This is a genomic window from Ruminococcus sp. XPD3002 (assembly GCA_900119535.1).
Taxonomy (GTDB): Bacteria; Bacillota; Clostridia; order Oscillospirales; family Ruminococcaceae; genus Ruminococcus; species Ruminococcus flavefaciens_H.
This window is the reverse complement of sequence record FPJT01000001.1, coordinates 318,451-336,070: the sequence shown is the minus strand read 5'-3', so window position 1 is coordinate 336,070 and position 17,620 is coordinate 318,451. Positions and strand designations below refer to the sequence as shown.

At 46.2% G+C, this 17,620-nt stretch carries 12 protein-coding genes; 7 read left to right on the top strand and 5 right to left on the bottom strand.

From position 1 onward, the window contains the following. Nucleotides 1-199 precede the first annotated feature (199 nt). The 4 genes from BT127_RS01305 (at nt 200) to BT127_RS01290 (ending at nt 3,882) form a co-directional block, all read left to right on the top strand. Nucleotides 200-421, top strand: coding sequence for a DUF3343 domain-containing protein (locus BT127_RS01305; RefSeq protein WP_075423214.1), 222 nt, complete (start codon nt 200-202; stop codon nt 419-421). After that, nucleotides 408-1,544, top strand: coding sequence for an aminotransferase class V-fold PLP-dependent enzyme (locus BT127_RS01300; protein WP_075423213.1), 1,137 nt, complete (start codon nt 408-410; stop codon nt 1,542-1,544). Before BT127_RS01305 ends, BT127_RS01300 begins: the two co-directional genes overlap by 14 nt. Nucleotides 1,545-1,687: 143 nt before the next feature. Beyond that, entirely contained in the window at nt 1,688-2,569 is an 882-nt protein-coding gene (cdaA, locus tag BT127_RS01295; RefSeq protein WP_075423212.1) for a diadenylate cyclase CdaA, read from the top strand. Then, nucleotides 2,566-3,882 (top strand): CdaR family protein, encoded by a 1,317-nt coding sequence (locus tag BT127_RS01290; RefSeq protein ID WP_075423211.1) that lies wholly within the window; start codon nt 2,566-2,568, stop codon nt 3,880-3,882. Before cdaA ends, BT127_RS01290 begins: the two co-directional genes overlap by 4 nt. Before the next feature lie 156 nt (nt 3,883-4,038). Here BT127_RS01290 and BT127_RS16630 read toward each other — a convergent pair whose 3' ends face one another. Then, nucleotides 4,039-5,604 carry a transglutaminase domain-containing protein gene (locus BT127_RS16630; protein ID WP_075423210.1) on the bottom strand — a complete coding sequence of 522 codons (1,566 nt, stop codon included), beginning with the start codon at nt 5,602-5,604 and terminating at the stop codon, nt 4,039-4,041. Between the two features lie 443 nt (nt 5,605-6,047). Here BT127_RS16630 and BT127_RS01280 point away from each other — a divergent pair, with 443 nt between their 5' ends. The 3 genes from BT127_RS01280 (at nt 6,048) to BT127_RS01270 (ending at nt 11,318) form a co-directional block, all read left to right on the top strand. Continuing rightward, nucleotides 6,048-7,325, top strand: coding sequence for an aspartate aminotransferase type Ic (locus BT127_RS01280; protein WP_075423209.1), 1,278 nt, complete (start codon nt 6,048-6,050; stop codon nt 7,323-7,325). Nucleotides 7,326-7,916: 591 nt separating this feature from the next. Then, nucleotides 7,917-10,553 carry a bifunctional acetaldehyde-CoA/alcohol dehydrogenase gene (gene adhE, locus BT127_RS01275; protein WP_075423208.1) on the top strand — a complete coding sequence of 879 codons (2,637 nt, stop codon included), beginning with the start codon at nt 7,917-7,919 and terminating at the stop codon, nt 10,551-10,553. Between the two features lie 15 nt (nt 10,554-10,568). Continuing rightward, nucleotides 10,569-11,318, top strand: coding sequence for a phosphotransferase (locus BT127_RS01270; protein WP_075423207.1), 750 nt, complete (start codon nt 10,569-10,571; stop codon nt 11,316-11,318). A gap of 86 nt (nt 11,319-11,404) precedes the next feature. Here the strand turns inward: BT127_RS01270 and glgA are convergent, their stop codons facing one another. The 4 genes from glgA to glgB are packed head-to-tail and all read right to left on the bottom strand — an operon-like array spanning nt 11,405 to nt 17,537. Further along, nucleotides 11,405-12,823 (bottom strand): glycogen synthase GlgA, encoded by a 1,419-nt coding sequence (gene glgA, locus BT127_RS01265; protein ID WP_075423206.1) that lies wholly within the window; start codon nt 12,821-12,823, stop codon nt 11,405-11,407. Nucleotides 12,824-12,837: 14 nt separating this feature from the next. Next, nucleotides 12,838-13,977 (bottom strand): glucose-1-phosphate adenylyltransferase subunit GlgD, encoded by a 1,140-nt coding sequence (glgD, locus tag BT127_RS01260; protein ID WP_075423205.1) that lies wholly within the window; start codon nt 13,975-13,977, stop codon nt 12,838-12,840. Between the two features lie 14 nt (nt 13,978-13,991). After that, a complete protein-coding gene (locus BT127_RS01255) occupies nt 13,992-15,218 on the bottom strand; it encodes a glucose-1-phosphate adenylyltransferase (protein ID WP_075423204.1) in 1,227 nt (408 codons plus the stop codon). Between the two features lie 30 nt (nt 15,219-15,248). Then, nucleotides 15,249-17,537, bottom strand: a complete 2,289-nt coding sequence (gene glgB, locus BT127_RS01250; RefSeq protein ID WP_075423203.1) for a 1,4-alpha-glucan branching protein GlgB — start codon at nt 17,535-17,537, stop codon at nt 15,249-15,251. Between the last annotated feature and the right edge of the window lie 83 nt (nt 17,538-17,620).

Here is a 17,620-nt window from a genome sequence, read left to right as displayed (position 1 = left end):
CTCCATCATTTATAAAAATAGAGCCTGTATTGCTCTGACACTTACTACACTCGCACGGCAAAACAGATTTATAACACATTTACGGAAAATTTTTTCAAAAACTGAAAAAACTGCGTATGATCGGCAAATCACAGTAAACGTTCATTCGCATATAATGTTAGTGTACCATGCTTCCGCAGAGTCATAAAGGGGTGATACCATGAAGGAATGTATTGCAGAAATGCCCTCATACACCTACGCAGTTAAAAGTCAGCGGCTGCTTCGTTCAAGAGGCTTCCCCTGCGAAGTTGTAAGAACGGAACGGGGATGCGGCTACAGGCTTATTATATCCCGTAGCTGCAGCGAAGCACTGCGGGTGCTTAAGCTCTATGATATCCCATACCGTACAGAAGCGGAGGCGGAAGATCATGATAAACTTTGATAATTCGGCTACCACTTTTCCAAAGCCCGAAAGCGTGATCCGTGCCGCCCGTGAAGCTATGGTCCGGTACGGCGGAAACTCGGGAAGAGGCGGTCACGAACTTGCAGCAAGAACTTCCGAGGCAGTATACTCGGCAAGGGCAGAGGCTGCCGATTTTTTCGGTGCAGAACCTGAGAATACCGTTTTCACGCTGAACTGCACCCACGCTCTCAACATGGCGATACAGGGAGTCATGTACGGCGGAGGTCACATGATAATAAGCAGTCTCGAACACAATTCCTCTGCAAGACCTGCTGCGGAGCTTGTCAGGCAGGGAAAAGCATCACTTTCAGTTGCAGAGGTATTTCCCGATGATGACAGGACAATTGAATCCTTCCGTCGTCTAATATCCGATGACACAAAAGCCGTCATCTGTACCCTCGCAAGCAACGTAACAGGTCAGCTTCTGCCATACCGCCGTATTGCGGAGCTTTGCCGAGAACGGGGAATATGCTTCATTGCGGACGGCGCACAGGTCTGCGGTATTATCCCCGTAAGTCTCGGTGACGGAATCAATATCCTCTGCACTTCGGGACACAAGGGCCTTTACGGTCTTACAGGAACGGGACTCCTCATTTCGGATGGCAGCTATCCGATACATCCCATAATTCAGGGAGGAACAGGCAGCAGCTCCGAAAGTATGATACAGCCCGATCTGCTGCCTGACAGTCTCGAAAGCGGAACTCTCAACACCACGGGAATAATGTCCCTGAAAGCAGGCATCAGCTTCGTAAAGCGCACAGGTACGGACTATATTTTCAGGCACGAAACAGAACTGTGCGAGCAGTTCATCAGCATGATATCCGACATCGCCGATATAGTTGTCTACCGTGATAAAAGCGCCTCATATATGCCGATAGTCTCATTCAATATACGCGGTATGCCCTCAGGCAGAACTGCTGATATACTCGCAAAACAGGGCTACTGTCTACGTGCAGGTCTTCACTGCTCCGCACTTGCACATGCACAGCTTGGCACTAAAGAGGGAACAGTAAGGTTCTCGCCATCGTTCTTCAGCCGCAGCGAGGACGTTTCACGCCTTGCTTCAGCGATAAAAAATGTGACAAACATGCGAAATTATTAAAAAACTATTGAAATTATCTGAATTTGTGGTACAATAATATATGTAGGACTCTGCACTCAGTCGGAGGGATCATCTCCTCCGACACCTTGCTTCTTTTATTTGCAGCCGCAGAGTATTCAGAACAAACGAAAGGACGTGAGAAAATGCCCTCGTTGGAAAATCTGAAATATGCTTTTTTCAGTATACTAAAGACACTCGAATTCAGAGACTTTATAGATATCATAGTTCTTGCATACATAATCTACCTGCTCCTGAAACTCATCCGCGAAACAAGAGCCGGTCAGTTGGTAAAGGGTATAGTGCTTCTCGTTGCAGGCTACTTTCTGTGCAGCGTACTGAAGCTTAAAATAATGCAGTTCATACTCTCAAAGGCACTGAACATCGGTCTTATTGCCGTACTCATACTCTTCCAGCCAGAGCTGAGAAGAACTCTCGAAAAATTCGGACGTGCAAGAGTGGGACTCCGTGCCCTCGGACTGAATCTCAGCTCCGATGAACTTTCACAGAAGTGGGATACCGCTATCGAGGCGATATGCGATTCATGCGTTGAACTTTCCGCAAGCTGTACAGGCGCTCTTATCGTTGTTGAACGGCAGGTACGTCTCGGCGAACAGATAGAAACAGGCACGATACTGAACGCAACTCCAAGCAAGGAGGTATTCGGCAATATCTTCTATCCGAAAACTCCCCTTCATGACGGCGCTGTTATCATGCGCGACGGTATAATACTCGCCGCAGCCTGCTTCCTTCCGAAACCCCAGAACGACGCTATCATCAACAAGAAGCTCGGTTCCCGTCACCGTGCCGCTATCGGAATGAGCGAAAACTCGGACGCTATCATAATAGTCGTTTCAGAGGAGACAGGTCAGATATCGGTCGCTATGAACGGCATACTCACTCGCGACTATACAAGGGAGAAGCTCAGAACTCTCCTGCATGACGAAATATATGACGTTAAAAGCACTGCTCAGCAGAACGAAAAAAAGAAATTCTCCTCTCTTTTTGAAAGGAGGAAGAAGAAATGAACAGCAATAAGATTAAAAAGGGACTTTTCGACAACAACTTCGCTCTTGCAATATTTTCGATAATCATTGCCGTTGCAGTATGGTTCACGGTATCGATATCACAGTTCCCTTCAAAGCAGATAACCGTTGACCACATCGTTCTCTCTACCGATCTTGCAGGTACCATTGCGGAAGCAAACGGTCTCAGCGTTATAAACTGCGATGTAGAGGAAGTTAAGGTGGAACTCCTGGGAAAACGTACTCAGGTCGGCAATATCACAAGCGATAACCTCGTTGCATATCTCGATGCGGACAACGTTACAACTTCGGGTACGAAAAAGCTCTCGATCAAGGTCAAAAGCAGTACAGGCTCAACATACGAGGTAAAATCCATAAGGCCTTCCACAGCTACCGTACTCCTTGACAAGATAGAAACAAGGGAATTTCCTGTTATACCTTACCTCCAGAACATAACCTACGCAGAGGGCATGTCACTTAACTATGACGAGATAACCTGCGTACCGAACAAGGTAAAGATAACAGGTCCTTCCGCTACTCTTGACACCATAGACACCTGCAATGCAGTTCTCAGCAAGCAGCGCACTCTTGACCAGACACTTTCGATACAGAATGACGAGCTCCAGCTTTATACCGTTGACGATGCACTTGTTGACCAGTCCAGTCTGGAATTCAGCAGCACAAGCTTCAATATAACGATACCTGTTATACGTCAGAAGACTGTTCCGCTTAAAGTCGGAATATCAGGTACTCCAAACGGCTTCGATCAGGAAAAACTGCTTTCAAGGCTCAAGCTCTCTGCGGACAGCGTAGTTCTTGCTTCGGATAACATACAGGACGAGATACCGGATGAGCTTGAATTGGGCAAGATACCTCTCAGCGATATCGACCTCAACTATACGGGTACTTTCCAGCTCAGCAAGGTTCTCCCAGACGAACTTACAAACGTTTCCGAGCTTGAAAACGTTATCGTTTCATTCGATGGTTCGGGACTAATCAAGAAGAACATTTCCATTGATCCTTCAAAGGTCGAGATAAGCAATATAACCGACAACAGTTACACATATTCCCTTGTGACACAGAGTCTTGATGTATCTGTTATCGGTCCCGAGGAAATAGTCAACGAGATAACCGCAGACGATATCAAGGCTGAGATAAGCTTCATCTCTGCAAGCTCCGTTTCGGCTAATTCAACTACCGAGCAGTACAGCGCAAACGTTAATTATACGCTGAACAGCGCTCCTTCCGACGCTTGGCTCTATTCATCAGGCAAGGTCATACTCCAGAGAGTCAAGAACGATGAGGGAACCACTTGATGATACAGCGTACTGACTAAGAGATCATATGAATATTTATCGGGGAAAACCTTTCTGCGGAAGGGTTTTCCCTTTTTTCACGCCTTAATACAATAAAACAGGCGGAGCCTTTCGCAGGAAAGGTTCCGCCATAGATTCGTTTAAAAAGATCTCCCGTTATACAGTTATCACAGGCTTTTCAGCAGGTGCCACTGAATACGTCGGGATAAGCTGACGCATTACAACAACATCGAATACATTCATACGTCCGTCCTCGTTGACATCGCAGGAATATTCGGGTTTTATCATACAGTTTACTGCCTCTGCACAATATACCAGATCAGCCATATTTACTACTCCGTCACGGTTAACATCGCCCTTAAGAGGCTGTACAGGCACTGTAGTTGCAGTTGTAGCCGGCACTGTTGTCACGGGCGGTACTGTGGTAGTTGTAGTTTTTCTTCCGCCCTTCTTTGTTGTGGTGAGAGTAGTCTGAGTCACCTTTTTCGTTGTAGTGGGTTTGGTGGTAATAGTAGTGGGTTTTGTAGTTGTCGGCTTTGTAGTCGTTGTGGTTGGCTGAGTCGTAGTTGTTGTAGTAACTGTAGATGTACTTGTGGTGGTAGTTACTATCGGTGCGGTAGTTCCCGGAACTGCCTTGTTCGGATCATAAGCAGTCTTTGATATCTCGGGATAAGTGAAGTAAGTTATATCAAAGTCCTCGGAAGGATCATGCGCTGTAAGGAAATGCAGCGAACCGTCAAGGAAGTATCTGTAAACTATCTCTCTGCCGTCCTTGCCGTCGTTGTCATCCCATGTAACGTCGATAGCGTACCATATGCCGTCCTCCATCTGAACGTAATTCCACATATGTGCAGTGGAGTCCTCTTTATCCCAGTTGCCGAAAACATCAACACATGGGATATCAAGTGCATCACATACTATCTTGAAAGCCTTGGAATAGCCCTCACAGACTGCATTTCCGTCCACAAGAGCTCCGTATGCGGAAGAATAGTCGATACATTCTGTGGTGTAGTATGTATTAAGGCAGATATAGTCATGGATATTCTTGATGATATCATATCTTGTATCTGCGTCTTTTGTAACTATCTCCGCTATCTCGTTCACCTTGTCATCGAGCTGTGATTTTGCTTCAATGACTGTTTCAAGGTCTCCGTAACCGCTCTTTATCGCGGGAGAGAATGTCAGTGTCTCGATAGTGAAGGTATACTCACGGGTGAGCCAGTTGTAGGTATAAGGCATCTGAGTCGCCCTTACATTTGTCATTACCTCGTCAAGCCAGAAAAGCTCGGGCAGGTCGAAGCTTGCACAGTCCATACCCGGTTTGCAGTTAGTAAACACCGCCTCGTAGAAAGCGCTTCCCTCTGTTGTTCCGAAATTCCTTGTAGAAGAGCTGAACTTCACAGGATTCGGAAGCGTTACCGTCACTTCATCCGTTGAAGGATTGATGAGCTTCATGAACGCCATATAGACCTCGGCGTTGTTTTCGTCAAGTGAATAGCCGTAATTATAAGCCCCATCGTTATAATTACCCTTGATCGCAGGAATATCTTGGATAGTCAGTCCCATTTCCTCGAATTCCGCGAAATTGATCTCCTCTTCTGACATATCGATAACGCCTGAAGTTGTAGTTATCGAATCTGCAAACGCTGTAAAGGATGTTGTACCTGTTACCATTGCAAGAGAAGTTAAAAGAGAAAATCCTGATCTGAACCATTTTTTCATAATGAAAACCTCCTGATTATCAGTACTTTCCCAACCCCATATTCAGGCATATCACTGTTCACGGGACACACACTGTGTTCGGACAGCACCGCCTGAAAAAGTTATATATCTACTTGCATTATAACAAATCCGACGTTAAAAGTCAATAGAAAACGCAAAAATTCATACATTTTCCACAAATAGCTGTCCGCCGTTGGCGCACACTAAACCGCCGAATATAGACATATTCCTTTTTTAATATGCCGAAAGCGCTAAAAAAAACCTGTTTTCCGCCATATTATTTGTCATCTTATCACCTTGAAAAACTCGCTGTGCTATGGTATACTTTTATTGGTAAATTATTGTCAGTCTCGTCCTCGCAGTACTGCTGCAATTCAGGACGATTCGGATCATGCACAAATTATGCGGTTTTCCGCTCAATATACGAAAGGTGAGGTATGGGAATGAATTTATCTCAGATGACTAAAGAACAGCTCGAAGCTTTCAGAGACGAAAATCAGGCGCTTTATGATTCCTTTAAAAGTCAGGGACTCTGTCTGAATATGGCAAGAGGCAACCCCTGCAAGGAACAGCTTGAACTCAGCGTTGATATGCTGAATGTTTTCGATGACGGAAATTTCATCAGCTCTTGCGGTACAGACGTCCGCAATTACGGTATGCTCGACGGTATTCCCGAGGCAAAGAAGCTCTTCTCTGAAATGATCGGCGTTAACGAGGATGAGATAATCATTTTCGGCAACTCAAGCCTTAATGCAATGTTCTTCGCAGTTCAGACCGCTTTCAACAAGGGCGTTCTCGGCGGAACTCCCTGGAGCAAGCTTGATAAGGTAAAGTTCCTCTGTCCCGTACCCGGCTATGACAGACACTTCAAGGTGACAGAATTCTTCGGCATTGAAATGATAAATATCCCCATGTCATCAACAGGTCCCGATATGGATATGATCGAAAAGCTCGTTGCAGAGGACGATTCCATAAAGGGTATATGGTGCGTTCCGCAGTATTCAAACCCCGACGGCATCAGCTACAGCGATGAGACTGTAAAGCGTTTTGCCGCTCTTAAGCCTGCTGCAAAGGATTTCCGTATCTTCTGGGATAACGCTTACTGCATCCATCACCTTACAGATTCACCCGAGTACATCCTCAACATTCTCGAAGAAGCAAAGAAAGTCGGCAACGAGGATATCGTTTACATCTTCGGTTCAACTTCAAAGATAACATTCCCAGGCGCAGGTGTCGCAGTAATGGGCGGAAGCAAGAAGAATATAGACGATCTGAAAAAGCATCTCGGCATCAGCATAATCAGCTACGACAAGATGAACCAGCTCCGTCATGTAAAGTTCTTCGGAACCTTCGACAATATGCTCGCTCACATGAAGAAGCACATGGCTATCATCGCTCCTAAGTTCAAGCTCGTATGCGATATACTCAACAAGGAGATCGCTCCGCTCGGCATCGGAAGCTGGACTGATCCAAAGGGCGGTTACTTCATTTCATTCAACGCTCTTAACGGCTGTGCTAAGCGCATAGTTCAGCTTTGCAGTGAAGCAGGCGTTACACTTACAGGCGCAGGTGCTACATTCCCTTACGGCGTTGATCCCGATGACAAGAACATCCGTCTTGCACCTACATATCCTCCGATAGAGGATCTTCAGAAGGCTATGGAGCTCTTCGTTATCTGCGTAAAGCTCGTAAGCGCTGAGAAACTCCTTGCAGAGAAGTAATTAAATAAAACCGATACAGGCTGTGCAGCTAAATTGCACAGCCTGATATTATTAATTCGGGGATTCTAAAGGGCCACCATCCCTTTAGCGGATTCCAAAGGCAGAGCCTTTGGCGGGTTGCAGGGCAGAGCCCTGCGATACGAAGCGCTCAGCAAAGAGTGAATTTCAAAACAGTCCGGTGGACTGTTTTGAAAGAGGGAACGCCCTGCAAGAGAGGGCGTTCCCTGATAAATTCATACTTTTTGACCAATTGGGACTGTGCAGCTAAATTGCACAGCCTTTTTATTTGATATTGAAATGCTCGCACATAGTTAGACTAAGCTAACATATATTGACAAAAAAATATCAATGTGGTATTATTGTATTGACAAAAAAATATCAAGGTGGGTGATCCGATAGTGTTTTGCTCCAACCATTAACCGACAATGTTCAGATAACGGAGCAATTATGCATGACAGGCTTAGTGACGGCTATAATAGAATGAACAGCCTTTCAGCAGTCATTGTCAGAAATCACGCTTCGTAAAGAATGATACGAAGCGATCTCGGGGAGCTGTTCAGTTCTCTGATAACAGACCAAACGGAGGAATATATGGTTAAAAAGAATTATGAAATAACAGACAGTACCGAAAAACTCGAAAAAACGATCGAGCGGGTTAAAAACGCCCAGAAACAGTTTGCTTCTTTCACTCAGGAACAGGTGGACAAGATCTTCCTTGCAGCCGCTACCGCTGCAAATAAAAACAGGATCCCCCTTGCAAAGCTTGCTGTCGAGGAAACAGGTATGGGCATAGTTGAGGATAAGGTAATAAAGAACCACTTTGCTTCAGAATACATCTATAACGCTTACAGAAACGTAAAGACCTGCGGTATCATCGAGGAAGATAAATCAGCAGGCATCACAAGGATAGCTGAACCGATCGGCGTTATAGCAGCAGTTATCCCTACCACAAACCCGACTTCAACTGCAATTTTCAAGTCCCTTCTTGCCATTAAGACAAGAAACGGAATAATCATAAGTCCTCATCCGAGAGCTAAAAAGTCTACCATAGAAGCTGCTAAAATAGTGCTTGAAGCAGCAGTTGCAGCAGGCGCTCCCGAAGACATAATCTCATGGATAGATGTACCGAGCCTTGAAATGACTAACCTTGTTATGGCTGAGGCTGATATCATCCTTGCTACAGGCGGTCCCGGAATGGTCAAGGCTGCTTATTCAAGCGGAAAGCCTGCCGTAGGTGTAGGCGCAGGAAACACTCCCGCTATAATCGATGAATCCGCCGATATCATTCTTGCCGTAAATTCAATAATCCACTCAAAGACCTTTGATAACGGTATGATTTGTGCTTCCGAGCAGTCAACTATCGTTCATAAGAGCATCTATAACAAGGTGAAGGCTGAATTCGCAGCAAGAGGCTGCTATTTCCTCTCAAAGGACGAAAAGGAGAAGGTCGGCAAGACTATCCTCATCAACGGCGCTCTTAACGCAAAGATAGTCGGTCAGAGCGCATGCAGGATCGCTGAACTTGCAGGTGTTACTGTTCCCGAGGGTACAAAGATACTTATCGGCGAGACAGACAGCACTGAGCTTTCAGAGGAATTCGCTCACGAGAAGCTCTCCCCTGTTCTTGCAATGTATAAGGCAAATGATATAAACGATGCATTCAACAAAGCCGAAAAACTTATCGCCGACGGCGGTTACGGTCACACATCCTCAATATATCTCGACGTTCTTACTCAGCAGGATAAACTGGAAGAATTCAGAAAAAGTATGAAGACCTGCCGTATCCTTGTTAACACTCCTTCATCTCACGGCAGTATAGGCGATATATACAATTTCAGCCTGACTCCGTCGCTGACACTTGGCTGCGGTTCATGGGGAGGAAATTCCGTAAGCGAAAATGTTGGCGTAAAGCATCTGCTCAATATCAAGACAGTTGCCGAAAGGAGAGAAAATATGCTTTGGTTCAGAGCACCTGAAAAGATATATATGATGCGCGGTTGTCTGCCTACAGCTCTTGACGAACTCAAAACAATAATGAACAAGAAACGTGCTTTTATAGTTACAGATAAATTCCTTTATGAAAACGGTTTTACAAAGCCGATCACCGACAAGCTCGACGAGCTCGGCATACAGCATGCCGCATTCTTCGACGTTGCTCCCGATCCTACACTTGCATGTGCTAAAGAAGGTGCAGCTCAGATATCCATATTCAATCCCGATGTGATAATAGCTGTCGGCGGCGGTTCAGCTATGGATGCCGCAAAGATAATGTGGGTGCTTTATGAACATCCCGAGGTTGATTTTGCTGACATGGCAATGCGCTTCATGGATATAAGGAAGAGAGTCTACACCTTCCCGAAAATGGGAGAAAAGGCTTATTTCGTAGCTATCCCGACTTCCGCAGGTACAGGCTCTGAGGTAACACCATTTGCGGTTATCACCGATGAAAGCTCAGGAGTAAAATACCCTCTTGCCGATTACGAGCTCCTGCCGAATATGGCTATAATCGATACAGACCTTCACATGAGCGCTCCTAAGGGACTCACATCCGCTTCAGGTATAGATGCAGTAACTCACGCTCTTGAAGCCTACGCTTCCGTAATGGCAACAGATTTCACAGACGGACTTGCACTTAAAGCACTTAAGATCATTTTCGAGTTCCTTCCCCGTGCATACGACAACGGTCCGAACGATCCCGAAGCAAGAGAAAAAATGGCTAATGCCGCTACAATGGCAGGTATGGCTTTCGCAAATGCTTTCCTCGGAGTAAGCCACTCTCTTGCACACAAGCTCGGTGCTTACCACCATATCCCACACGGTATCGCAAATGCACTGGTCATTGAAGACGTACTTCGTTTCAACGCTGCGGAAGCTCCTGCAAAGATGGGTACTTTCCCACAGTACGATCATCCGCACACACTTGAACGCTATGCCGAAGTCGCTGACTATCTCGGACTCGGCGGAAAGACTCCGAAGGATAAGCTTGAAAAGCTCATTTCCGCTATAAGAGAGCTCCGTCATAAAATAGGCATCAAGGATACGATCGCCGATTACGGTGTTTCAGAAGAGGACTTCATGGCTACTCTTGATGAGATGACAGAAAATGCATTTGACGATCAGTGTACAGGCGCAAATCCCCGTTATCCTCTCTTCAGCGAGATAAAGCAGATATACCTCAATGCATACTACGGCAGAACATTTACCGAAAAAGAGTATCCAAAGGCTTAAGAAGGAGGAAATGCTATGAAACTTGATAATTGTATCTCAGAAAGAACAAACAAGAAGATCATCCGTGACGGAAACAAGTGCATAAAGCTGTTTGATGAGGTCTACTCCAAGTCAGACGTACTCAATGAAGCTCTCAATCACGCAAGAGTTGAGGAAACAGGTCTGAATGTCCCCGAGCTTTATGAGGTAACACGAATAGACGGAAAATGGGCGATCGTATCGCAATACATCGAAGGTGAGAGCCTCTCGGACCTTATAGCTGCAAACCCGAAAAAATACGCAGAATACCTGGAACTCTTCGTGGATATACAGCTTGATATCCAGTCAAGAAGCTGTCCGCTCCTTAGCAGACTCAAGGACAAGATGAACCGAAAAATCGAGCTTACAGAACTGGATGATACAACAAAGTACGATCTTCACACACGTCTTGACGGCATGAAGAAGCACAATAAGCTCTGCCACGGAGACTATACTCCTTCAAATATAATCATCACTCCCGATAACAAGCCCTATATCCTTGACTGGGCACACGCTACACAGGGCAACGCTTCAGCAGATGCTGCAAGAACTTACCTTACCTTCTGCCTTGAAGGAAATATTGCAGGAGCAGGCAAATACCTCGACCTGTTCTGCAAAAAGAGTTCTACCGCAAAGAAATATGTGCAGTCGTGGATGCCGATAGTTGCTGCATCACAGTCTGTCAAGAAAAAGGACAAGGAAAAGGACATTCTCCTCTCATGGGTAAATGTAGTGGACTATGAATAAGCACATATCACACTCCGCAGATCTCCTATGATTATATATACCTCAATATGCTGAAAGGCAGGGACTTATCCCTGCCTTTTACTTTTTTATTCCGAAACCAGCTCATCGAAGGTATCGATATAGATATCCGCCGAAGCCGACCAGCTGTAATCGCACTCCATTGCACGTTTAACCAGTGCCGACCACTCCTTCTTATCAGCGTAGTCCTTAAGAGCACGTTTTATCGCATCGAACATATCATTCGCATTGTATGTCAGGAAAGAGAATCCGTTGCCGTTCTCTCCGCCGTTATCACGGACCGTGTCACGAAGTCCGCCTGTTTCACGGACTATCGGCACAGTACCGTATCGCATGGCGATCATCTGTGCAAGTCCACAGGGCTCGCTCTGTGAAGGCATCAGGAACATATCAGCTCCCGCATATATCTTGTGGGAAAGCTCGGGGATGAATCCCAGTGTCACAGATACCCTGTCGGGGTAGCGTCGGGACATCTCAACGAAGAAGTCCTCGTATATCTTCTCGCCGCTTCCGAGAACCACGAACTTGACTCCGCTTCTTACTATCTGATCGAAAACGCAGCGGATAAGGTCGATACCCTTATGCTTTACGAAACGTGTAACTATTCCGATAACAGGCTCGCCGTTGTCTTCAAGTCCGACCTCTTCAAGAAGCGCACGTTTACACTCAGCCTTGCCCGAAGTATCTTCAGATGAATAGTTCTTTTCAATGAATATGTCATTATCGGGATCATACATATCGGTGTCGATTCCGTTGAGTATGCCCTTCAGCTTATACTGCTTTGTAACGAGTATACGGTCCAGACCGTGAGCGTACCACGGATCAAGTATCTCCCATGCGTAGCTCGGACTGACTGTGATTATCCTGTCCGCACACTCGATAGCGCCTTTCAGCATATTGATATGGCCGTCATATTCAAGGAGTCCCGAGTTGTAGGAGGGAACTCCCATAAGCTCGTTGAGGACTTCCTTACCGTATTTGCCCTGATATTCTATATTATGTATGGTAAATACTGTTTTAAGTCCGTCATAGCCCTGCTGATACTTATAATAGACATTATAGTAGACAGGAATGAGAGCAGTCTGCCAGTCGTTGCAGCTGATAATATCGGGCTTGAATTTTATATGCTTAAGCATTTCAAGCACTGCCCTGTCGAAGAAGACGAACCTTTCGCAATCGTCATAGAAACCGTAGAGTCCCTCACGGCTGAAATAATACTCGTTATCTATGAAGTAGTATGTAACGCCGAGACATTCTGTCTTGAATATCCCGCAGTACTGCTTCCGCCACGAAACATCCACAGTTATATTTGTAATAAACTCCGCCTTTCCGCCGAGCTTTTCGCTTACCGACTTGTAAAGCGGCATTACTACCGCACAGCTGTGTCCCTTGGCGCTGATTGCCTTGGGAAGCGAACCTACCACATCTGCAAGTCCGCCCGAAGCTGCATACGGAACTGCCTCACTGGCAGCAAATAATATTTTCATATGATCACCGCCGTTCAGGCTTTACCGCCTTTTCCTATAAACAGAGGATGCTGTACCGAGCAAGTGTGTACAGCGTTTTCCTGCACTTCAACATTCTTATCTGTAATCATTGCGTTTATATCACTGTCCGCACCTACGATAGTGCCCTGCATGAGTACGCAGTTCTTGACTACAGCGCCCTTTGCGACTCTGACGCCTCTGAACAGTATCGAGTTCTCAACAGTACCCTCGATGATGCAGCCGTCAGCAATAAGGGAATTCTTGACCTTTGCATCTATGCCGTAATGAACAGGAGCATTGTCTCCTACCTTTGTGAAGACAGGTCTGCCCTTGGGGAAGAGAGCATTTCTCGTATCAGCGTCCAGCAGTGCCATATTAGCCTTATAGAAGCTCTGCATGCTGTCGATGCGCATAAACACATCCTTATGCTCGTAGCCCATTATCTTGTAAACATGTCCGCTTGTCTGGAGTATCGACTTTGTAAAGCTGTAGATACCGCTGCTTGAAGCAGATGAAACGATATTTGAAAGCACGTTCTTGGATACTATCATTGTTTCGAGCCAAATCTTGCACTCGCCTGAAAAATCAGGATCCACCATTGCGCTTACAAAGTAGTTTTCATTGTCGAATTCCAGAACGGTATTCTTTGCGGGATGTGTACGCTTCTCCTTTTCGTAATAGCCTGTTCCGTAAACAAGGGTTATATCCGAACCTGTAGAGATATGCTGTTCCAGGATCGGATCAAAGTCTATAGTAGCTACGAAATTGGCGTTTGAAAGGATAACGTACTTAGCCTTGGAATGATCCACATAGCTCCAGACGTTCTTGAGAGCGTCCAGTCTGCTGGTATACATACCTTCACGGTTATCTGTACGGCTGTAAGGAGGAAGAATGTGTATTCCGCCTCTTTTACGGGCAAGATCCCAGTCACGTCCCGAACCGATATGGTCAAGGAGCGATCCGTAGTTATGCTTTGTGATAACTCCCACTTCTGAAATACCCGAATTAACAAAATTTGAAAGTGGGAAATCTATAAGGCGGTATCTTCCGCCGAAGGGAACAGATCCCATAGTTCTCAGTTCTGTCATCTCACGCAGGCTGCTGTCGTGCAAACTTGCAAAGATAAGTCCTAAAACATTAAAATTAACACTCATACTAAAACCTCCGCTCAGACATTATCGCTTATGATCTCTTTCGGGGCAACAGACTTGCCCTCTGAAACAGTCACATTATGGCCTACTACCGCAATGCCCCAGTCATCGCGGTCGCCGCTTTTTTCCGGCGGATTTCCGACTCTTGCGCCCTCACAGATAACGCAGTCCTCGCCTACAATGGCATACTCTACAACTGCGCCTGCCTTTATAACAGTTCCGGGCATAACGATACTGTACCTTACTTCGGCACCCTTTTCAACTGTGACACCTGCAAACAGTACAGAGAAATCAACTTCGCCGTCAACATTGCTGCCTTCTGCGACCATAGAGTTCTCTACCTTTGCGTCTTCGCCGATATACTGCGGAGGAGTATAACTGCTTCGTGTATATATCTTCCATCTCGGATCATAGAGATCGAGTGGAACATTCGGATTGATGAGATCCATATTAGCTTCCCAGAGGGAATCGAGAGTTCCGACGTCCTTCCAGTAGCCTTCAAACTCATAAGCAAAGAGGCTCTGTCCGTCGCGGAGCATAGACGTGATGATATCCTTGCCGAAGTCCTTGGACCAGGGCTGACCTGCCTTGCGCTTTGCATTTGCATCCTTCTCGTTCTCGATAAGGTACTTGCGGAGCTTGTCCCAGCTGAAGACATAGATACCCATTGATGCAAGGGTGGACTTAGGCTCCTTCGGCTTCTCAACGAAGTCTGTGACTTTGCCTTCGTCATTGCATATCATTATGCCGAAACGTGAAGCCTCAGCCTTTGGTACATCGATAACCGAGATCGTGCAGTCTGCATTGTTGCGGACATGGAAATCGATCATTTTCGAGTAGTCCATTTTATAGATATGGTCACCGCCGAGAACTACAACATACTCGGGATCGTAGCGCTCGATGAAGCGGATATTCTGGTATATCGCATTAGCTGTACCCTCGTACCATGAAGCGCCTGACTGAGTCTCGTAAGGCGGAAGTACGTGTACACCGCCGTTCATCCTGTCGAGGTCCCATGGCTCGCCGTTTCCGATGTACTCGTTAAGTACAAGGGGCTGATACTGGGTAAGCACGCCTACAGTGTCGATACCCGAGTTAGTGCAGTTTGAGAGAGGGAAATCTATAAGCCGGTACTTGCCGCCGTATGGTACGGCAGGCTTAGCAACGTTTTTGGTGAGGGCATACAGTCTGCTGCCCTGACCGCCTGCAAGCAGCATGGCAACGACTCTTTTCTTTGTATTCATATTGTTCTGAACCTCCTGTATATATTGGTACTATTTGTTGTTCTTTTTGGAAGAAGTAGTTTTCTTTGCAGTCTTTGCTGCTGTCTCGGACTTTGCAGCCGTTGACTTCTTGGCAGTCTTTGCCGCTGTCCCAGACTTTGCAGCCGTTGACTTCTTTGCAGTCTTAGTTGCTGTCTCGGACTTTGCAGCCGTTGACTTCTTGGCAGTCTTTGCCGCTGTCTCGGACTTTGCAGCAGTTGACTTCTTTGCAGTCTTTGCCGCTGTCTCGGACTTTACAGCCGTTGACTTCTTTGCAGTCTTAGTTGCTGTCCCGGACTTTGCAGCCGAAGTCTTCTTTGCAGTCTTTGCCGCTGTCTCGGGCTTTGCAGCCGCAGTCTTCTTAGCAGTCTTCGCAGACGCCGTATCATCGGACTTCTTCGCTGTTTTACGTGCAGGCGCTGCCTTAAGGTACATGACCGAGAGAGGCGGCAGCGTCATTGATATACTGTAATCAAAGCCGTGCATCGGTTCTTTTTCTGCCTTGTAGGACTTCTCGGCTATACCGCTTCCTCCGAACTCCTTATCGTCGGAATTGAACACTACCTTATACGTGCCCTTTGCAGGAACGCCTATGCGGTAGCCTTTTCGCTCTACAGGCACAAAATTGCATACAGCTATTATCTCGTTAAATTTATCGTCTATCCTTCGGAAGGATATAACGCTCTGCTTATAGTCATCGTTTGATATCCAGCTGAAGCCTTCCCATGAGTCGTCATTCTCCCACAGCGGCGGGTTCTCCAGATAGAACCTGTTAAGCTTCTCGTTGAATTTAAGCAGATCACGGTGGGAATCATACTCCATAAGTCCCCAGTCAAGCTGGGACTTGTAGTCCCATTCCTTCATCTGACCGAATTCCTGTCCCATAAAGAGGAGCTTCTTTCCGGGATGAGCCATCATATAGGCAAGAAACGCACGGTATGAATCGAACTTCTGTCCGTACTCTCCGGGCATCTTGTTTATCATCGAGCATTTTCCGTGTACTACCTCATCGTGAGATATAGGCAGTATATAATTCTCTGAAAATGCATAGAAGAACGAAAATGTCAGCTTGTCGTGATTGAATGCACGGTATATCGGATCCAGCGACATATAGCTCAGCATATCGTTCATCCAGCCCATGTTCCACTTGAAGTTGAAGCCGAGTCCTCCGATATCTGTGGGACGTGTCACCAGCGGCCATGCGGTGGACTCCTCAGCTATCATAAGGGCATCGGGATGCTTTGAGAAGATCGCCTCGTTCAGGTGCTTAAGGAACTGAACTGCCTCAAGGTTCTCGTTGCCGCCGTAGATATTCGCAGCCCATTCGCCGTCCTGTCTGTCGTAGTCCAGGTAGAGCATGGAAGCCACTGCATCGACGCGGAGTCCGTCAACGTGGAATTCATCGAACCAGTAATTCGCACTTGATATCAGGAACGAGCAGACCTCGGCTTTACCGTAGTCGAAAACTCTCGTTCCCCACGCCTTATGCTCCTTCTTGCGGTCGTCGGAATACTCATAGCAGCATGTACCGTCGAATTCATACAGTCCGTATGCATCCTTCGGGAAGTGAGCGGGTACCCAGTCGAGGATGACGCCGATCCCTGCTTTATGGAACATATCCACCATTGCACGGAAGTCATCGGGAGTACCGTAGCGTGATGTAGGAGCAAAATAACCTGTGACCTGGTATCCCCACGAGCCGTCATAGGGATACTCTGTAAGGGGCATGAACTCAACATGGGTATAGGACATTTTCTGAAGATAGGGTATTATCTCCTTAGCGAAGGTGATATAATCCATAAATACCTCTTCGCCGTAGTTCTTCCACGAGCTGAGATGCACCTCATACACGTTCACAGGACTTTTGTATATTATTTTCTTCTTTTTCTCCTCATACCACGACATATCGCCCCATTCATAACTGCTTTCATAAATCTTGGAAGCAGTTCCGGGGCGTGTTTCATAATGTGAGGCATAAGGGTCTGATTTGAGCAGAATATTTCCATCCTTTGTTTCAATGCTGTATTTGTAAGCGTCGAACTGTTTCAGTTTAGGTACAGACACTTCCCAGATGCCGTCAGCAATAAGCTGCATCGGATCCGAGTTTCTGTCCCAGTTGTTGAAGTCACCGACAACTGAAACGCTTACCGCATTAGGAGCCCAAACTCTGAACGTAAAGACCTTGCTTCTTCCTTTTTTTGACGCATGTACACCAAAGAATCTGTAAGCTTCATAGTTCTTTCCCTGATAGAAGAGATAGAGCGGAAAATCATTTGGATTGTTATTAGATTTAACAGCCATAATTCAGCCTCCTTTGCTATATTCATTTTAACAGAAACAGAACTATTATTCAAGTATTTTTGGTATACACGCCCAATTTTTAG

Bases quoted from the DNA above. Each gene is read 5' to 3' on its own strand.
- BT127_RS01305 (WP_075423214.1), top strand. From the start codon at position 200: ATGAAGGAATGTATTGCAGAAATGCCCTCATACACCTACGCAGTTAAA.
- BT127_RS01300 (WP_075423213.1), top strand. From the start codon at position 408: ATGATAAACTTTGATAATTCGGCTACCACTTTTCCAAAGCCCGAAAGC.
- cdaA (WP_075423212.1), top strand. From the start codon at position 1,688: ATGCCCTCGTTGGAAAATCTGAAATATGCTTTTTTCAGTATACTAAAG.
- BT127_RS01290 (WP_075423211.1), top strand. From the start codon at position 2,566: ATGAACAGCAATAAGATTAAAAAGGGACTTTTCGACAACAACTTCGCT.
- BT127_RS16630 (WP_075423210.1), bottom strand. From the start codon at position 5,604: ATGAAAAAATGGTTCAGATCAGGATTTTCTCTTTTAACTTCTCTTGCA.
- BT127_RS01280 (WP_075423209.1), top strand. From the start codon at position 6,048: ATGAATTTATCTCAGATGACTAAAGAACAGCTCGAAGCTTTCAGAGAC.
- adhE (WP_075423208.1), top strand. From the start codon at position 7,917: ATGGTTAAAAAGAATTATGAAATAACAGACAGTACCGAAAAACTCGAA.
- BT127_RS01270 (WP_075423207.1), top strand. From the start codon at position 10,569: ATGAAACTTGATAATTGTATCTCAGAAAGAACAAACAAGAAGATCATC.
- glgA (WP_075423206.1), bottom strand. From the start codon at position 12,823: ATGAAAATATTATTTGCTGCCAGTGAGGCAGTTCCGTATGCAGCTTCG.
- glgD (WP_075423205.1), bottom strand. From the start codon at position 13,977: ATGAGTGTTAATTTTAATGTTTTAGGACTTATCTTTGCAAGTTTGCAC.
- BT127_RS01255 (WP_075423204.1), bottom strand. From the start codon at position 15,218: ATGAATACAAAGAAAAGAGTCGTTGCCATGCTGCTTGCAGGCGGTCAG.
- glgB (WP_075423203.1), bottom strand. From the start codon at position 17,537: ATGGCTGTTAAATCTAATAACAATCCAAATGATTTTCCGCTCTATCTC.